Source organism: Streptomyces sp. NPDC091412, assembly GCF_044756885.1.
Classification (GTDB): Bacteria; Actinomycetota; Actinomycetes; order Streptomycetales; family Streptomycetaceae; genus Streptomyces.
On sequence record NZ_JBIVTV010000003.1, the window covers coordinates 626,976 to 642,899 of the forward strand.

Here is a 15,924-nt window from a genome sequence, read left to right on the forward strand (position 1 = left end):
GGCCGCTCAGCCGCGGAAGCGGACGAGGTCGTGCAGCGCCGCCCCGCGCGAGGCACCGGACGGGGAGGCGGTCGCGGCGGACGCCGCCGCGCTCAGCGGCTTCGGGTCGGGCAGCCGCCGGCACACCGCGTCCGCGACACCGTGCCCGCGCGGCACCTTGCCCTTGGTCAGGTACGTCGCCAGGTACTTGTCCAGGCAGGCGTTCCCGCTCAGCGTGATGCCGTGGTTGCCGCCGCCCTGCTCCACCACCAGGCTGGAGTTCCGCAGCAGCCGGTGCACCGTGACACCGCCCTCGTACGGGGTGGCCGCGTCGTCGGTCGCCTGGAACAGCAGCACCGGCGGCAGCTTGCTGTTGGCGACGTTCGCCGGGCGCTTGGAGGAGACCGGCCAGAAGGCGCAGGGCGCGTTGTACCAGGCGTTGTTCCAGGTCATGAACGGCGCCTTGGCGTACACGGCCCAGTTGTCCTTGCGCCACTGCCGCCAGTCTCGTGGCCACGAGGTGTCACGGCACTGCACGGAGGTGTAGACGCTGTAGCCGTTGTCGCCGGAGGCGTCCACGGTGGCGAAGTTCTCGTACGCCTCGACCAGCGGCGCGGTCTTCTTGTCGTTCGCGTACGCCGCGAACGCCTGGGCGAGGTAGGGCCAGTAGCCGTTGTAGTAGCCGCCCGGGATGAAGGTGTCCTCCAGTTCGGAGGCGCCGACCTTGCCGCCCGCGGGCTTCTTGGCGAGCGCCGCCCGCATCGCGTACCACTTGGCCTCGATCTTCGCCGGGTCCGTGCCCAGCCTGTAGGTCGAGTCATGCTTCGCGATCCACGCCATGAAGGCCTGCTGACGGCCCTCGAAGGCGTAGTCCTGCTGGATGTTGTCCTCGTACCAGACGCCCGTCGGGTCCACGATCGAGTCGAGGACCAGCCGGCGTACCCGCTCGGGGAAGAGCTTGGCGTACACCGCGCCGAGATAGGTGCCGTAGGAGTAACCGAAGTAATTGATCTTCTTCGCGCCGAGGGCCCGGCGGATCGAGTCCATGTCGGTCGCCGCGTTGACCGTGTTGATGTGCGGCAGCACGCTCGCGTACTTCTTGCCGCAGGCGGCGGCGAAGGACTTCGCGCGCGCGAGGTTGGCGTTCTCGATCTTGGGCGTGTTCGGCACCGAGTCCGGGCGCACGGGGTTGAAGGAACCCGGCTTGCAGTCGAGCGCCGGGGAACTCCTGCCCACGCCGCGCGGGTCGAAGCCGATGACGTCGTACTGGGCCGCGACCTCCTTGGGCAGGGAGGAGGCGACGAAACCGGCGAGCGAGAGGCCGCTGCCGCCGGGACCGCCGGGGTTGACCAGCAGGGGGCCCTGGTAGGTCTTGGCGGTGTGGGGGACGCGGGACAGCGCCAGCGTGATCTTCTTCCCGGACGGATGTCTGTAGTCGAGCGGCACCTTCAAGGACCCGCACTGGAGGGTCGGATAACTGGCGGTGCCGCACTTCTTCCAGGTGACCTTGGCGGCGGATGCGGCGGATGCGGCGGCGGGATGCGGCGTGCTCGCGTCGGCGGGGACGGCCGTGAGGGATCCGGCCATGACGACGGCGGCACCGCACAGCACGGCGGCGCTTCTTCTCATAAGTCCTCCCAGGACGGAGAGGCTGCGCACCGCGGTCTCGCGGTGCTCGCCGCATCGTCCCGGAAAGAACTAGCGGAAGAACGCGTTCTGACAATTCTTGACCCAATTGGGCCGGGTGATGCGCTCGAACGATCTCAAATGAGCGTGAGTTGAGTCGGTTCGGGCATCGGGCGTGGCGTCGGCTCGGCCGGCTGGATGTGGCGGGCCGCTCCCGCGCGCGCCGGCCCGATCCCGTACTCCCGTGCCAGCTCGTGCACCTGACGGGTGATCCGGCGCTGGTACCACTTGGGGGCGTAGGCGCCCTCGGCGTACAGCTGCTCGTAGTGGCGCACGAGGTGCGGGTGGTGCTGTTCGAGCCAGGCCATGAACCACTCGCGGGCGCCGGGCCGCAGATGCAGCACCAGCGGGGTGACGGAGGTGGCCCCGGCTGCCGCGATCTCCCTTACGGTGTCCCGCAGTTGGGCCGGCCCGTCGCTCAGGAACGGGATCACCGGCGCCATCAGCACTCCGCAGCCGATGCCGTGCTCCCCGAGGGTGCGTACGACGTCCAGGCGCCGTTCGGGCGCGGGGGTGCCCGGCTCGACGGTGCGCCACAGCTCGGTGTCGGTGAAGCCCACCGAGACGCAGACGCCCACGTCGGTGACCTCGGCCGCCTGGGTGAGCAGGTCCAGGTCGCGCAGGATCAGCGTGCCCTTGGTCAGGATCGAGAAGGGGTTCGCGTGGTCGCGCAGCGCGCTCAGGATGCCCGGCATCAGCCGGTAGCGGCCCTCGGCCCGCTGGTAGCAGTCCACGTTCGTGCCCATGGCGATGTGCTCGCCGTGCCAGCGGCGCGAGGCCAGCTGGCGGCGCAGCAGTTCCGGGGCGTTCACCTTGACCACGATCTGCGTGTCGAAGCCGATGCCCGTGTCGAGGTCCAGATAGCTGTGCGTCTTGCGCGCGAAGCAGTACACGCACGCGTGCGTACAGCCGCGGTACGGGTTGACCGTCCACTCGAAGGGCATGCGCGAGGCGCCCGGCACCCGGTTGATGATCGAGCGGGCCCGGATCTCGTGGAAGGTGATCCCGCGGAACTCGGGAGTGTCGAAGGTACGTGTGGTGACCGCGTCCGCCCCGAAGAGCGCGGCGTCGGCCCGGCTGTGACCGGAGTCCCCGGGGTTCCCCGGGGCCGCGGTGAGGTTGTCCCAGCGCATGGCGCCTCCTCGGTAGTGCTCACCACAGAATAGAACACATGTTCCCTTGATCGTGCGGGTGACCGTACGGACGCCGTTCCCGATCACTCCCTGTGCCGTGTTCGATCATTTGCCGGGCCCCGATTTGGGGCCCCGGGCGGCGGGGTGATTGGCTTGGCCCAAGCCTGAGAACGGATGTCCTGGAGGAAGCCATGGCGCAGGTCGAGGCCACTACGGAGCGGGTCGTCGCCGCCGACGCGGAGACGGTGTTCGACGCGATCGCCGACTACAGCGGCACCCGCCCGAAGGTGCTGCCCGAGCACTTCAGCGAGTACGAGGTGCGCGAGGGCGGTGACGGCGAGGGCACCCTCGTCCACTGGAAGCTCCAGGCCACGAGCAAGCGGGTCCGCGACTGCCTGATGGAGGTGTCCGAGCCCACCGACGGCGAGCTGGTCGAGAAGGACCGCAACTCCACCATGGTCACCGTCTGGCGCGTCACCCCGGCCGGCGAGGGCAAGTCCCGCGTCGTGGTCACCACCACCTGGAAGGGCGCCGGGGGCATCGGCGGCTTCTTCGAGAGGACGTTCGCCCCCAAGGGCCTCGCCCGGATCTACGACGCGATGCTCGCCAAGCTCGCCACCGAGGTCGAGAAGTAGCCCTTCCGGGGCAACTCCTCTGCCAACGGGCCCCGTTGGCTCCTCACCGGTTCGAGTGGATCTCCCCTCGGACCGGAGGCCCGCCGTAACTCGTCGCCTTGTCCGCAGTTGTCGCATTGCGCGGCAATCGTGCGGCAGGTGCGACGAGGGAGCGGTACGTGGGCGGGATCACTCTGGTGCAGGACGAGCCGGTCGCGGCGCCCCCCAGAATCCCCGCCCCGCCGCCGGCCCCCGCCCCGCGGCTCGCCCCCCGCCGGGTGCGGCTGGTCTTCGTCGGGCTGATGCTCGCGCTGCTGCTGGCCGCGCTCGACCAGATGATCGTCGCCACCGCGCTGCCGAAGATCGTCGGCGAGCTGCACGGCCTGGACCGGATGTCCTGGGCGATCACCGCCTACCTGCTCACCGCCACCGTTGGCCTGCCCGTCTACGGCAAGCTCGGCGACCTGATCGGCCGCAAGGGCGTCTTCCAGTTCGCGATCGCCGTCTTCGTCGCCGGCTCCGCGCTCGCCGGACGGGCGCAGACCATGGACCAGCTCATCGCCTTCCGCGCCGTGCAGGGCATCGGCGCGGGCGGACTGATGATCGGTGTGCAGGCCATCATCGCGGACATCGTGCCGCCCCGGCAGCGCGGCCGGTTCATGGGACTGATCGGCGCGGCCTTCGGCCTCGCCTCCGTCGCCGGGCCGCTGCTCGGCGGCTACTTCACCGACCACCTGTCCTGGCGGTGGTGCTTCTACATCAACGTGCCGTTCGGCCTGGTCACCCTGGCCGTGATCACCGTGGTGCTGAAGCTGCCCAGGCCACGGGTCAAGGCCCGCTTCGACGTGCCGGGCGCGCTGCTGCTGGCCGCCGCCTCCACCTGCCTGGTGCTGCTGACCAGCTGGGGCGGCACCGAGTACGCCTGGGGCTCACGGGTCATCCTGGGGCTGGGCGCGGGCGCCGTCGCCGCCACCGCGCTCTTCCTCGTCGCCGAGCGCTTCGCCGCCGAACCCCTCATCCCGCTCAGGCTGTTCCGCGACTCCGTCTTCAACGTCAGCGGCCTGGTCGGACTCGTCGTCGGCGTCGCGCTGTTCGGGGCGGCCAGCTACCTGCCCACCTTCCTCCAGATGGTCGACGGCGCCTCGGCCACCGAGTCCGGACTGCTGATGCTGCCCATGATGGGCGGCATCGTGGGGGCGTCCATCGTCTCCGGGCAGCTCATCAGCCACACCGGCCGCTACCGGATCTACCCCATCCTCGGCAGCGCCCTGTCCGCCCTCGGCATGTGGCTGCTGTCCCGGCTCGAAGTCGACACGTCGCGGCTCCAGTACAGCGTCTGGATGGCCGTACTCGGCGCCGGGATCGGCCTGGTGATGCCGGTGCTGGTGCTCGCCGTGCAGAACTCGGTGCGCCCCGCCGACCTCGGCACGGCGACCAGCGCCAACAACTACTTCCGGCAGATCGGCGGCAGCGTGGGCGCGGCCGTCTTCGGCACCCTGTTCGCCGGCCGGCTCACCGACGCCCTGCGCGACCGCGTCCCCACGCGCGCGGGTGCCGCCCTCCCCGACCCCGAGTCGATCACCCCGCAGGCCGTGCGGACACTGCCGCCGGCCCTGCGCGACGCCTACGTGGGGGCGTACGCGGACGCCATGCCGCGGATCTTCCTCTACCTGGTGCCGGTGCTCGTCCTCGGCCTGCTCATCGCCTTCTTCCTCAAGGAGAGACCACTGGTGTCCCACAACGCCCATGTGACCGCCCCGGAGCCCCCGCCGCCGAACCCCACCGTGCCGCAGGCCCGTTCACCCTTCGCCGCCGGAGTGCCCGTCTGCGGCACCGTGCAGCATCCGGACGGCACGGTCGTGCCCCGCGCGGCGCTCACCCTGATCGACGTCGCGGGACAGCAGATCGGCCGGGGCGCGAGCGGCGACGACGGGCGGTACGCGCTGTCCACGCCGGGCACCGGCTCGTACGTCCTGATCGCCGCGGCCGGCGGGCACCAGCCTCAGGCCGTCTCCGTGACCGTCGGCGAGCGGCCCGTCGAACTCGACGTCGTCCTCGGCGGCGCGGGACGCCTCACCGGCACCGTGCGCACCGCCGACGGCAGCCCCGTGCGCGACGCCACCGTCACCCTGACCAATGTGCACGGCGAGGTCGTTGCCAGCACCCGCAGCGGGCGCGAGGGCGGCTACGCCATCACCGAACTCGTCGCCGGGGAGTACACCCTCGCCGCCAGCGCCCCCGCATTCCGGCCGGCCGCGCTGCCGGTCAGCGTGCAGGCCGCGCGGGAGACCCGCCAGGACGTCGAGCTCGCGGGCGGGGCCGTGCTGCGCGGCACCGTCCGGGCCAGTGGCGGGCGGCCCGTCGAGGACGCGCGCGTCACCCTCCTCGACGCCGCGGGCAACGTCGTCGACACGCTCACCACCGGACCCGACGGGACGTTCCGGTTCGTCGATCTGTCCTCCGGCGAGTACACCGTGATCGCGGCCGGCTACCCGCCCGTCGCCACGGTGCTCCAGGTGGCGGGCGGAGGACGCACGGAACGGGATCTCCAGCTCGGGCACGAGGACTGAGCAACTCGTCAGGGGGAGCGCACCGCGCACCGGTGCGCTCCCCCTGACGCCAATTCGCTTGTTGCCGCACATCGTGACGGGCCGTCCCCGTACCGTGGTCCCCGGGGGAACAGATCTTGGGGAGCCGTGGGGAGAGGGGCCTGGGGTCATGGACCGTGGCACCGAAAAGGACGTATCTCCGGGCCGCGGAACCGGGAGCCGCGCGGTGGTGGCGGACATCCCGGCCGGACGGGTCCCACTGGCCGTGGTCGTGGTCGACCACGACGGCCTGGTGTCGCACTGGAGCAGGGGCGCGGGGCGGCTGCTCGGCAGAGCCAGGGAAGAGGTGATCGGCAGGCCGGCGTCCGACCTGCTGCCCGTCTCCGGCGCCCTGCCCGACGACGCTCCCTACCGGTCCCACGGCGGCTATGACGGGCTCGGGCCCGGTCTGGAGTCCTCACTGGACGGGCGGCTGTCCTACCCGGCCGCAGGCCGGGCCCGGCTCGCCGGGCCGGAAAGGGGCCGGGTGGACGTCCTGTGGTGGGCGTACCCGCTGGTCGGCCCGGGGCGGGAGCGGCTCCTCGTCCTCGCCACCGACGCGGACGGGCTGCGCCACGGCGACGGGCACGGGCACGCGGACCGGGCTGCCGGGGAGGCGGGCGCGTTCGAGCGCGTCGCGCCGGCCTTCGCCCTGCACACCGACTTCCCCGGCGCCGACGAACTCGCGCGCCGGCTGCCCGAGATCCTGCCCAGCATGAGCGTCGGCGAGAGCGCCCGCATCGTCGCACAGGTGCTCGAACTGGGATATCCCGTACTGGAGTTCAGCCAGAACGACCGGGTGCCCGTCACCCCCGACTGGGGTGTGCCGCGGCGGGTCGAGCGCAGGGCGCGCCGCGAGCGGGCAGCGCGGGCGGCGGCCCGGGGACCGCTCTTACCGGAGGAAGCGTCCGACGACGAGGGCGAGGACCTCGAGTACGCCGCCGTGCGCGAGCGCCTGGAGTTCCTCAACGAGGTCAGCGGCAGGATCGGCACCTCGCTCGACCTCGCGCGGACCATCGTCGAGGTCAGCCGGGCCGTCGTCCCGCGCTTCACCGACGTCGCCGGTACCTATCTGCGCGAACAGGTCGTCGCCGGGGAGGGGTTCCCGGAGGGCGTGCCGGACACCAGGACCATGTGGCACCGGGTGGCCGTCGAGCACAACGACGAACCGGGCCGCTGGGACGACGTCGTGCCGGTCGGCGAGGCCATGCCGTTCCCGGCGCACACGCCGTTCTTCCAGTGCATGACCTCCGGCGAGCCCGTGCTCGTGCCGCGCATCAGCGAGGAGACGGGCCATGCCATCGCCTCGCAGTTCGAGAAGCGCGACATCCGGCCGCTGATCACCCACCGCTCGATGCTCGTCGTACCGCTGAAGGCGCGCGACGTCGTCCTCGGCTTCATGATCCTGCTGCGTCACCCGGAGCGCGCCGAGTTCAACGACATGGACCGGGTCACCGGCGCCGAACTCGCCGCCCGCGCCGGCCTCGTGCTCGACAACGCGCGCATGTACACGTACCAGGAGAGCGTCGCCGAGACCCTCCAGGACAGCATGCTGCCGAGCATCCCGGCGCGGATGGCGGGCTGCGACATCGCCACCCGCTATCTGCCCGGCACGCTGCTCGGCCGGGTCGGCGGCGACTGGTTCGACTCGGTCAAGCTGCCCGGGGCCCGCACCGCCCTGGTCGTCGGCGACGTCATGGGGCACGGACTGAACTCGGCCGCGATGATGGGGCAGTTGCGTACGGCCGTGCAGACCATGGCCGCGCTCGACCTGCCGCCCGCCCAACTGCTGCGCAACCTGGACGACCTCGCGCAGCGGCTCGGCGACACCTACCTGGCGACGTGCCTGTACGCCGTGTACGACCCGATCGCGGGCGAGGTGCACCTCGCCAACGCCGGCCACATCCCGCCCGTCCTGGTGCGCGCGGGCGACGGCCGCAGCGAGCTGCTGGATCTGCCCACGGGGGCGCCCATCGGCGTCGGCGGGGTGCCCTTCGAGGCGGTACGCGTCCCCGTGCGGCCCGGCGACCGGCTCGTGATGTGCACCGACGGGCTGGTCGAGGTGCGCGGCGAGGACATCGGTGTGGGTCTCGCCACACTGTGCGAGTCCGCCGCCCACCCGGCCGCGTCCATGGACGACGCCTGCGACACGATCATCCGCGCCCTGAACACGCGCGGGGGCCGCAAGGACGACGTGGCGCTGCTGATGGCCCGCCTGAACGGCATCGAGCCGGACGACGTCGCCGAGTGGCGTCTGGCCCGCGATCCCGCCGAGGTGGGCCGGGCCCGCGCCGTGGTCCGTGAGCAGCTGCGCGAGTGGGGCCTGGTCCGGCTCACCGACCCCACCGAGCTGATGGTCAGCGAGCTGGTCACCAACGCCGTACGGCACTCCCGCGGCCGGCCCGTCGAACTGCGCCTCGTCCGTGGCGACACCCTGCTGTGCGAGGTGGAGGACGACGACCACGACCTGCCCACCCTGCTGAGCGCCGGGCCGGCCGACGCGTCCGGCCGGGGCCTGCGGGTGGTCAGCACCCTCGCCCGGGAGTGGGGCACGAGCCGTACGAACACCGGCAAGACGGTCTGGTGCGAACTCGCCCTGCCCCGCCGCTGACCCGCCCCCGGCACGCCACCGTCCGAGGGTCCCGTACCGCCGGTCCCGCCCCCGCACCCGGTGGTTGTGGGGGCCGGGCGTTGGCCGGTAGACCGGAGGAACCCGTCGATTGCGGCGGAACAAGGCTGTCTCGCAAGGGAGTTGGGCATGAGTGCGACGAGCCGGTACCGGCAGGCCTGGGAGGGGTTCTGGAGCGAGGCGTCCGAGGAGCCGGGGTCGGTGTTCTGGGACGCCGGGCCCGAGGTGACCGCCGGTCTCCATCTGCCGCTGCTCCGACCGCACTTGGCCGAACCGGCGCTGTCCCTGGTCGACCTGGGGTGCGGCAACGGCACGCAGACCCGTTTCCTCGCCGAGCGCTTCGGGCACGTCGTCGGCGTCGACATCGCCGCGGCGGCCGTCGAGCGCGCCCGGCGCGGCGACCGCACGGGCCGGGCCGTGTACCGGGTGCTGGACGCCACCGACAAGAGCGAGGCGGAGACGCTGCACGCCGAGCTGGGTGATGTGAACGTGTATGTGCGGGGCGTGCTGCACCAGTGTGATCCGGACGACCGGCAGGCACTCGCCGACGGCATCGCCGCCCTCCTCGGCACGCGCGGCCGGGTCTTCCTCGTCGAACCGTCCGAGTCCGCCCGCCTGGTCCTGGGCGGCCTCGCTCGGGACCCCGCGGGTCCGCCGCCCAAGCTCGCCCCGGTCCTGCGGCACGGCATCGCGCCCGGCGAAGTCGCCGACGCCGCCGTGCCGGAGTACCTCCGCTCGGCCGGCCTCACCGTCCTGGCGCGCGGCGAAATGCCCCTGGTCACCACCGAGTTCACCTCCGACGGGACCCGTATCGAGCTGCCGTCGAGGTGGTTCGTGGCGGGCCGCGCCCACTGACCGGCTCGGCGGTCGTGCTCTGCGTGTCAGTGGGACGGCGTATTGTCGCATTGGCGTAGTTTGAAGGGGGTGGGAGCCGAAGTTGTCCCTACACGCTGTAGGGTTATGCCTACCCCCCGCAGACCGAACGGAACAAAGACGAGAGGTGGCCGTGTCGATCGTCGCGCCGGAGCCGGACGTCAGTGTCGTCGTCATCGTCTACAACGACGAAGAGCGACTTCCGACAGCCGTGGGTTCCGTCCTCGAGCAAACACTTCGCAATGTCGAGGTGATCATCGCCGACGACTGCTCGACGGACGGCTCCCACGAGGTGGCGCAGGCGCTCGCCGCGGCCCACCCCGACCGGGTGCGGGCGATCCGGCTCCCGGAGAACAGCGGCGGCTGCGGAGAGCCCCGCAACCAGGGTGTCAAGGTGGCCCGCGGCCGGTACGTGATGTTCCTGGACAGCGACGACACCCTGGAGCGGAACGCCTGCCGCAACATGATCGAGGCCGCCGACCGCACCGGCGCCGACCTCGTCTCCGGCCTGTGTGTCCGGGTTCACACCGACAGCCGGCACGACAAGCGCGTGCTCTGGTACCCCTGGCTGTACCAGAGCACCCGCACGCTCGACTCCGTCGCCGAGCTGCCGGACCTGTTCGTCTTCGACACCCTGTCGACCAACAAGTGCTACCGGCGCCTGTTCCTGATCGACAACGAGCTCGCCTTCCCCCGGGGCATCCACTACGAGGACCTGCTCTTCTCCGCGCAGGCCTATCTGGCCGCGCAGCGGATCACCCTCATCCCCAACACGGTCTACCACTGGAACGTCGTCCAGAAGACCGCCGTCAAGTCGATCAGCAACCGGCGCGGCGAGATCAGCAACTTCGCCGACCGGGTCGAGATCCACCGCCGTATCGACGCCATCCTGGACCGCCAGGGCCAGGACGAGCTGAAGCTGCGCAAGGACATCAAGTTCCTCAAGCACGACCTGGTGCTGTACCTGCGGGATCTGCCCTTCCTCGACGACGACTACCGCCACCGCTTCGCCGAACTGGCCCGCGGCTACGTCCAGGACTTCCCCGAGGCCGCCTACGCCGAGCTCGACCGCGTCCACGCCATCTGCGCCCAGCTGCTGCTGCGCGAGGACTGGACCGACCTGATGCCGGCCATCGACACCCTCATCAACCGGCACAAGATCTCCGCACCGCTGGCCGAGCGGGGCGGCCGTGTCTACTGGACCGACCGCTATTTCGACGACCCCGACATGCGCGCCGTCCTGGACGTCACGACCCTCGGCTACCACGCCAAGCCGCTGAACCGGATGGCCCTGCGCAACCGGCTCACCGAGTACGCGGTCCACGGCGGCGACGTGGTGCTCGCCGGCGAGATCGTCAACCCGCTGCACACCATCGACCCCGGCGCCGAGCTCGGCGCCGAGTTGGAGTTCCGGGCCCGCCGCCGCAGCCTCCAGACCTTCCGCTTCCCGGTGCCCGCCCCGCGCCACGAGGGCGACGTGATCGCCTGGCGGGCCCAGGTGCCGCTGGCCCGGCGGCTCAGACCACTCGGCGTCATCGACGACGTGTGGGACGTCCGGCTGCACCTGACCGCCGGCGGCAAGCGCACCACCAGCCGGCTCACCGTCGGCGCCGTCGACCTGGAGAACGCCGGGTCCCTGCCCGTCCGGCCCCGCCTGACCCGGCTCATGGCCGACCGGCTCGAGGCGCAGGTGTCCGCCAAGGGCCACCTGGCCTTCCGGCTCACCCAGCAGGGCCGGCTCGCCCGCACCGGCCGCGCCGCCGTGGAGCGCAATCTGCACGGGCGCCCCGCGCGGGCCGCCAAGCGCGCCTACCGCACGCTGCGGGCCGTGCGCCGCGACCTGAACTCCGGCAACCGCAAGCTCCAGGTCTACGACCGCATGCTGCGCAGGCTGCCCGTCCGCAAGGGCACGGTCGTCTTCGAGAGCCACCTCGGCAAGCAGTACAGCGACAGCCCGCGCGCCATCTTCGAGGAACTGCGCCGCCGCAAGACGCCGATCACCCCGATCTGGTCGTACGCCGGCGAGCGCCCCACGGGCTTCCCGCAGGACGTGGAGCTGGTGCGCCGCTGGTCCTGGCGCTACCTCAAGGCGATCGCCCAGGCGGAGTTCTGGATCGACAACCAGGGCTACCCGCTGCGGCTCGCCAAACGCCCGGAGACCACGTACATCCAGACCTGGCACGGCTCGGCGCTGAAGCGGATGGGTTTCGACGAGCCCACCTACCGGATGCTGTCCGAGCCGGAGCAGCGCTCCTACCAGCAGGCGCTGGACCGCTTCGACCACTTCGTGGTCCGCGGCGAGCACGACGTGCGCACCCTCGCCCGCGCCTACCGCATCCCCGAGGAGAAGCTGCTGCGCACCGGCTACCCGCGCAACGACGCCCTGGTGCGGGTCCGCGAGGGGGCACCGCTGCCCGCCGACGCACAGCGGCTGGCCGAGCGGCTGGGTCTCGCCCCGGACCGGCGGGTGCTGCTGTACGCGCCGACGTTCCGCACTCATCCCGACGGCCGCGTAAGGGACTTCGAGTTCCCCTTCGACATCGAGGAATTCGCCGCCCGCTTCGGCGACGACCACACCCTCCTCGTCCGCGCGCACTACCTGAACCGGCTCACCCTGCCGCCGTCGGTCGCCGGACGCGTGATCAACGTCAGCGCCGAACCGGACATCACCCCGCTGCTGCTGCTCGCCGACTGCCTGATCACCGACTATTCGTCGGTGATGTTCGACTACGCGCTGCTCCGGCGCCCCATCGTGTTCCACGCCCACGACTGGGAGGAGTACGCCCAGGACACCCGCGGCACCTACTTCGACCTGCTCGCCGAGGCACCGGGCCCCGTCCCGCGCACCGACGACGAACTGTTCGCGGTGATCGGCGACCTGAGCACCGTGCAGTCGAAGTACGAGGCACGGCTGAAGGAGTTCGTCGACAAGTACGGCGAGTACGACCGCGGGGACGCCGCGGCGCAGATCGTGGACCGGTTCTTCGGCCCCGCAGGAGAGACCCGATGACCCAGCGCGACATCTTCTTCGTGGCCAACGAGGTCAACGAACTCGGCGGTGTGTGCCGTTGGCAGATCCAGATGGCCGGACTGCTGGCCGAGCGCGGACACCGGGTCACCGTCGTCGGCGTCGCCCCGCCCAACCATCCGATGGCCCTCGGCGACCAGCCGCCGTTCCGGACCGTGACGCTGTACGCCCGGCGTCCGCCGGGCCGGCCCAGGCCACGCCGCCTGCTCGGCCGCTTCGACCCGGCGCTGCGCCGTCACGAGACCCACATGCGGACCGCCGCGAGCCGGCTCTCGTCGCTGTTCCAGGACGCCCGGCCCGGCGCGATGATCATCGTCCCCCAGGTGTGGGCGATGGAGTGGGTGGCCCTCGCGGACACCGCGGGGCACCGCGTCATCGGCATGACCCACGAGTCCTACGAGACGTCCCGCAAGTCGTCCCGATTCGCGCGCGTGAAGAAGTACTTCAAGGACGTCGACCGGCTGCTGGCACTCACCCGGGAGGACGCCGACCGCTGGGGGGTCGAGGGCATGAACAACGTCGGCTTCATGCCCAACCCGCTGTCCATCGTGCCCGACGCCCCCTCGCCACGCACCGGGAAGGTCGTCGTGAACGTGGGCCGGCTCTCCCACGAGAAAGGCGTGGACATGCTCCTGGACGCCTGGGCCGAGGCCGTGCCGAAGCAGCCCGGCTGGACCCTGCGCGTCTACGGCAGCGGAGAGGCCGAGGCGGAGCTCAAGCGGCAGTGCGCGGAACTCGGCCTGGAGGACTCCGTCGACTTCGCCGGGCAGACCGACGACGTCCCCGGCGCGCTGCGCGCCTCCTCCGTCTTCGTCCAGGCCTCCCGCGGCGAGGGCTTCCCGCTGGTCCTGCTGGAGGCCATGGCGACCGGCGTGCCGTGCGTGGCGTTCGACTGTGCGCCCGGCGTCCGCGAGATCGTCGCCCACGAGGAGAACGGCCTGCTCGCCCGCCCCGGCAACACCTCCGAACTCGCCCGTCACCTTGTGCGCCTGATGGCCGACGAGCGGCTGCGCGACACGATGGGCGACGAGGCCCTGCGCAGCGCCCACCGGTTCGACCCGGACGTCATCACCCAGAGCTGGGAAGACCTCTTCGACTTCCTGGAACGCTGAGGACCGCACCGCCGGTCACGCCCGCCGCCGGCATCCCCCGCTGCCCGGGGCGCCGGAGGCGAGAGGGGTGTGTCCCGCCGTTCGCCCACCCGCCGACTTTCACCGTCTCTCCGTAGCCGGTTCGCTGATCGGCGCGTAACGTGACGCTCCATGAAGATCCTCATCAGCGCCGACATGGAGGGCGCCACCGGGGTCACCTGGCCTGCCGACGTGCTGCCGGGAACGCCGCAGTGGGAGCGGTGCCGGGCGATGTTCACCTCGGACGTCGACGCCGCCGTACGCGGCTTCTTCGACGGGGGCGCCGACGAGGTCCTCGTGAACGAGGCGCACTGGACCATGCGCAACCTGCTCCTCGAGCGGCTGGACGAGCGGGCGCAGATGCTCACCGGACGGCACAAGTCGCTGTCCATGGTGGAGGGCGTGCAGCACGGTGACGTGGACGGCATCGCCTTCGTCGGCTATCACGCGGGCGCCGGCATGGAGGGCGTCCTCGCCCACACCTATCTCGCCAACTCCATCACGGGGGTGTGGCTGAACGACGTACGGGCCAGCGAGGGGCTGCTCAACGCCCATGTGGTCGCCGAGTACGGGGTGCCGGTGGTGCTGGTCACCGGGGACGACGTGGCCTGCGAGGACGCCCTCGGGTATGCGCCCGAGGCGCTCAAGGTCGCGGTGAAGGACCATGTGTCGCGGTACGCGGCCGTGTGCCGCACGCCGGCCCGCACTGCCGCCGACATCCGCGCGGCGGCCCAGCAGGCGGCCGGGCTGGCGGTCCGTCACGAACCGGTCGAGGGAGGCCCGTTCACCGTCGCGGTCGAGTTCGATGCCGAGCATCTCGCCATGGCCTGCACCGTCGTGCCGGGAGTGAGCCGGATCGGGGAGCGCAAGGTGGCCTACACCAGCGCCACCATGCACGAGGCAATCCGCACCTTCAAGGCGGTCACCACGATCGCCTCGTCCGCGATCGAGGAGCAGTATGGCTGACGCGCAGGCGCTGGACGAGGTCGTCGGTTTCACGTCCGACCTGATCCGCATCGACACCACCAACCGGGGCGGCGGCGACTGCCGGGAGCGCCCGGCGGCCGAGTATGCCGCCGAGCGGCTCGCCGGGGCGGGCCTGGAACCGGTGCTCCTGGAGCGCACCCCGGGCCGGACCAACGTCGTGGCCCGGATCGAGGGCACCGACCCGTCGGCGGACGCGCTGCTCGTGCACGGTCACCTGGACGTGGTCCCGGCCCGCGCCGAGGACTGGAGCGTGCACCCGTTCTCCGGCGAGGTCCGCGACGGGGTCGTGTGGGGCCGGGGCGCGATCGACATGAAGAACATGGACGCGATGATCCTCGCCGTGGTCCGCGCCTGGGCCCGGCAGGGGCTGCGGCCGCGACGGGACGTGGTGATCGCCTTCACCGCCGACGAGGAGGCGAGCGCCGAGGACGGCGCCGGGTTCCTCGCCGACCGGCACGCGGAGCTGTTCGAGGGCTGCACCGAGGGCGTCAGCGAGTCGGGGGCGTACACCTTCCACGACGGCACCGGACGGCAGATCTACCCGATCGCCGCCGGTGAGCGCGGCACCGCCTGGCTGCGGCTCTCCGCACGCGGACGGGCGGGCCACGGCTCCCGGGTCAACGGGGAGAACGCGGTGACCCGGCTCGCCGCGGCGATCGCCCGGATCGGTGCCCACAAGTGGCCCGTGCGGCTCACCCCGACCGTGCGCGCGGCCCTCACCGAACTCGCCGCCCTGTACGGCATCGAGGCGGACCTGCGGGACGTGGACGCGCTGGTGGACAAGCTGGGCCCGGCCGCCCGGCTGGTCGAGGCGACGCTGCGCAACAGCGCCAACCCCACCATGTTCGAAGCGGGTTACAAGGTCAACGTGATCCCGGGGGAGGCCGTCGCCCACGTCGACGGGCGGTATCTGCCCGGCGGCGAGGAGGAGTTCCGTGCCACCCTCGACGAACTGACCGGCCCGGACGTGGACTGGGAGTTCCTGCACCGCGAGGTGGCGCTCCAGTCGCCGGTCGGCTCGCCGGCCTTCGCGGCGATGCGGGCCGCCGTCGAGGAGTTCGCGCCCGAGGGCCATGTCGTGCCGTTCTGCATGCCCGGCGGCACCGACGCCAAGCAGTTCTCCCGGCTGGGCATCACCGGGTACGGGTTCTCGCCGCTGAAGCTGCCCGAGGGATTCGACTACAACGCCCTGTTCCACGGAGTCGACGAGCGCGTCCCCGTCGAGGCGCTGCACTTCGGCGTCCGCGTCCTGGACCGCTTCCTGCGGACCGCCTGAG

General features: G+C 71.6%; 10 protein-coding genes. 8 read left to right on the forward strand and 2 right to left on the reverse strand.

From position 1 onward, the window contains the following. Window positions 1–6: 6 nt before the first annotated feature. Together ACIQMV_RS10850 and ACIQMV_RS10855 are read right to left on the reverse strand one after the other, a co-directional pair. On the reverse strand, window positions 7–1,608 hold the full coding sequence (locus tag ACIQMV_RS10850) for an alpha/beta hydrolase (protein ID WP_402592371.1): 1,602 nt from the start codon (window positions 1,606–1,608) through the stop codon (window positions 7–9). Between the two features lie 134 nt (window positions 1,609–1,742). Next, entirely contained in the window at window positions 1,743–2,798 is a 1,056-nt protein-coding gene (locus ACIQMV_RS10855; protein WP_402592372.1) for an Rv2578c family radical SAM protein, read from the reverse strand. Window positions 2,799–2,989: 191 nt separating this feature from the next. Between ACIQMV_RS10855 and ACIQMV_RS10860 the strand changes: the two genes are divergently transcribed. The 8 genes from ACIQMV_RS10860 (at window position 2,990) to ACIQMV_RS10895 (ending at window position 15,923) form a co-directional block, all read left to right on the forward strand. Continuing rightward, entirely contained in the window at window positions 2,990–3,433 is a 444-nt protein-coding gene (locus ACIQMV_RS10860; protein ID WP_402592373.1) for an SRPBCC family protein, read from the forward strand. Window positions 3,434–3,591: 158 nt separating this feature from the next. After that, the gene (locus ACIQMV_RS10865; RefSeq protein WP_402592374.1) at window positions 3,592–5,982 is read left to right on the forward strand and encodes an MFS transporter; all 2,391 of its coding nucleotides are present in this window, start codon (window positions 3,592–3,594) and stop codon (window positions 5,980–5,982) included. A gap of 148 nt (window positions 5,983–6,130) precedes the next feature. Continuing rightward, window positions 6,131–8,611, forward strand: a complete 2,481-nt coding sequence (locus ACIQMV_RS10870) for a SpoIIE family protein phosphatase (RefSeq protein ID WP_402592375.1) — start codon at window positions 6,131–6,133, stop codon at window positions 8,609–8,611. Between the two features lie 147 nt (window positions 8,612–8,758). Next, entirely contained in the window at window positions 8,759–9,484 is a 726-nt protein-coding gene (locus ACIQMV_RS10875) for a class I SAM-dependent methyltransferase (RefSeq protein WP_402592376.1), read from the forward strand. Between the two features lie 151 nt (window positions 9,485–9,635). Beyond that, entirely contained in the window at window positions 9,636–12,512 is a 2,877-nt protein-coding gene (locus ACIQMV_RS10880) for a CDP-glycerol glycerophosphotransferase family protein (RefSeq protein WP_402592377.1), read from the forward strand. Next, window positions 12,509–13,642, forward strand: a complete 1,134-nt coding sequence (locus ACIQMV_RS10885; RefSeq protein ID WP_141356777.1) for a glycosyltransferase — start codon at window positions 12,509–12,511, stop codon at window positions 13,640–13,642. The genes ACIQMV_RS10880 and ACIQMV_RS10885 overlap by 4 nt, the downstream gene beginning before the upstream one ends. Before the next feature lie 150 nt (window positions 13,643–13,792). Then, window positions 13,793–14,626, forward strand: a complete 834-nt coding sequence (locus ACIQMV_RS10890) for a M55 family metallopeptidase (protein WP_402592378.1) — start codon at window positions 13,793–13,795, stop codon at window positions 14,624–14,626. Further along, window positions 14,619–15,923 carry a M20/M25/M40 family metallo-hydrolase gene (locus tag ACIQMV_RS10895; RefSeq protein WP_402592379.1) on the forward strand — a complete coding sequence of 435 codons (1,305 nt, stop codon included), beginning with the start codon at window positions 14,619–14,621 and terminating at the stop codon, window positions 15,921–15,923. The genes ACIQMV_RS10890 and ACIQMV_RS10895 overlap by 8 nt, the downstream gene beginning before the upstream one ends. The last annotated feature ends 1 nt before the right edge of the window (window position 15,924 follow it).

What these genes read in the sequence shown, in the direction of transcription:
- ACIQMV_RS10850 (WP_402592371.1), bottom strand. Translation starts at nt 1,608, where the DNA reads ATGAGAAGAAGCGCCGCCGTGCTGTGCGGTGCCGCCGTCGTCATGGCC.
- ACIQMV_RS10855 (WP_402592372.1), bottom strand. Translation starts at nt 2,798, where the DNA reads ATGCGCTGGGACAACCTCACCGCGGCCCCGGGGAACCCCGGGGACTCC.
- ACIQMV_RS10860 (WP_402592373.1), top strand. Translation starts at nt 2,990, where the DNA reads ATGGCGCAGGTCGAGGCCACTACGGAGCGGGTCGTCGCCGCCGACGCG.
- ACIQMV_RS10870 (WP_402592375.1), top strand. Translation starts at nt 6,131, where the DNA reads ATGGACCGTGGCACCGAAAAGGACGTATCTCCGGGCCGCGGAACCGGG.
- ACIQMV_RS10875 (WP_402592376.1), top strand. Translation starts at nt 8,759, where the DNA reads ATGAGTGCGACGAGCCGGTACCGGCAGGCCTGGGAGGGGTTCTGGAGC.
- ACIQMV_RS10885 (WP_141356777.1), top strand. Translation starts at nt 12,509, where the DNA reads ATGACCCAGCGCGACATCTTCTTCGTGGCCAACGAGGTCAACGAACTC.
- ACIQMV_RS10890 (WP_402592378.1), top strand. Translation starts at nt 13,793, where the DNA reads ATGAAGATCCTCATCAGCGCCGACATGGAGGGCGCCACCGGGGTCACC.
- ACIQMV_RS10895 (WP_402592379.1), top strand. Translation starts at nt 14,619, where the DNA reads ATGGCTGACGCGCAGGCGCTGGACGAGGTCGTCGGTTTCACGTCCGAC.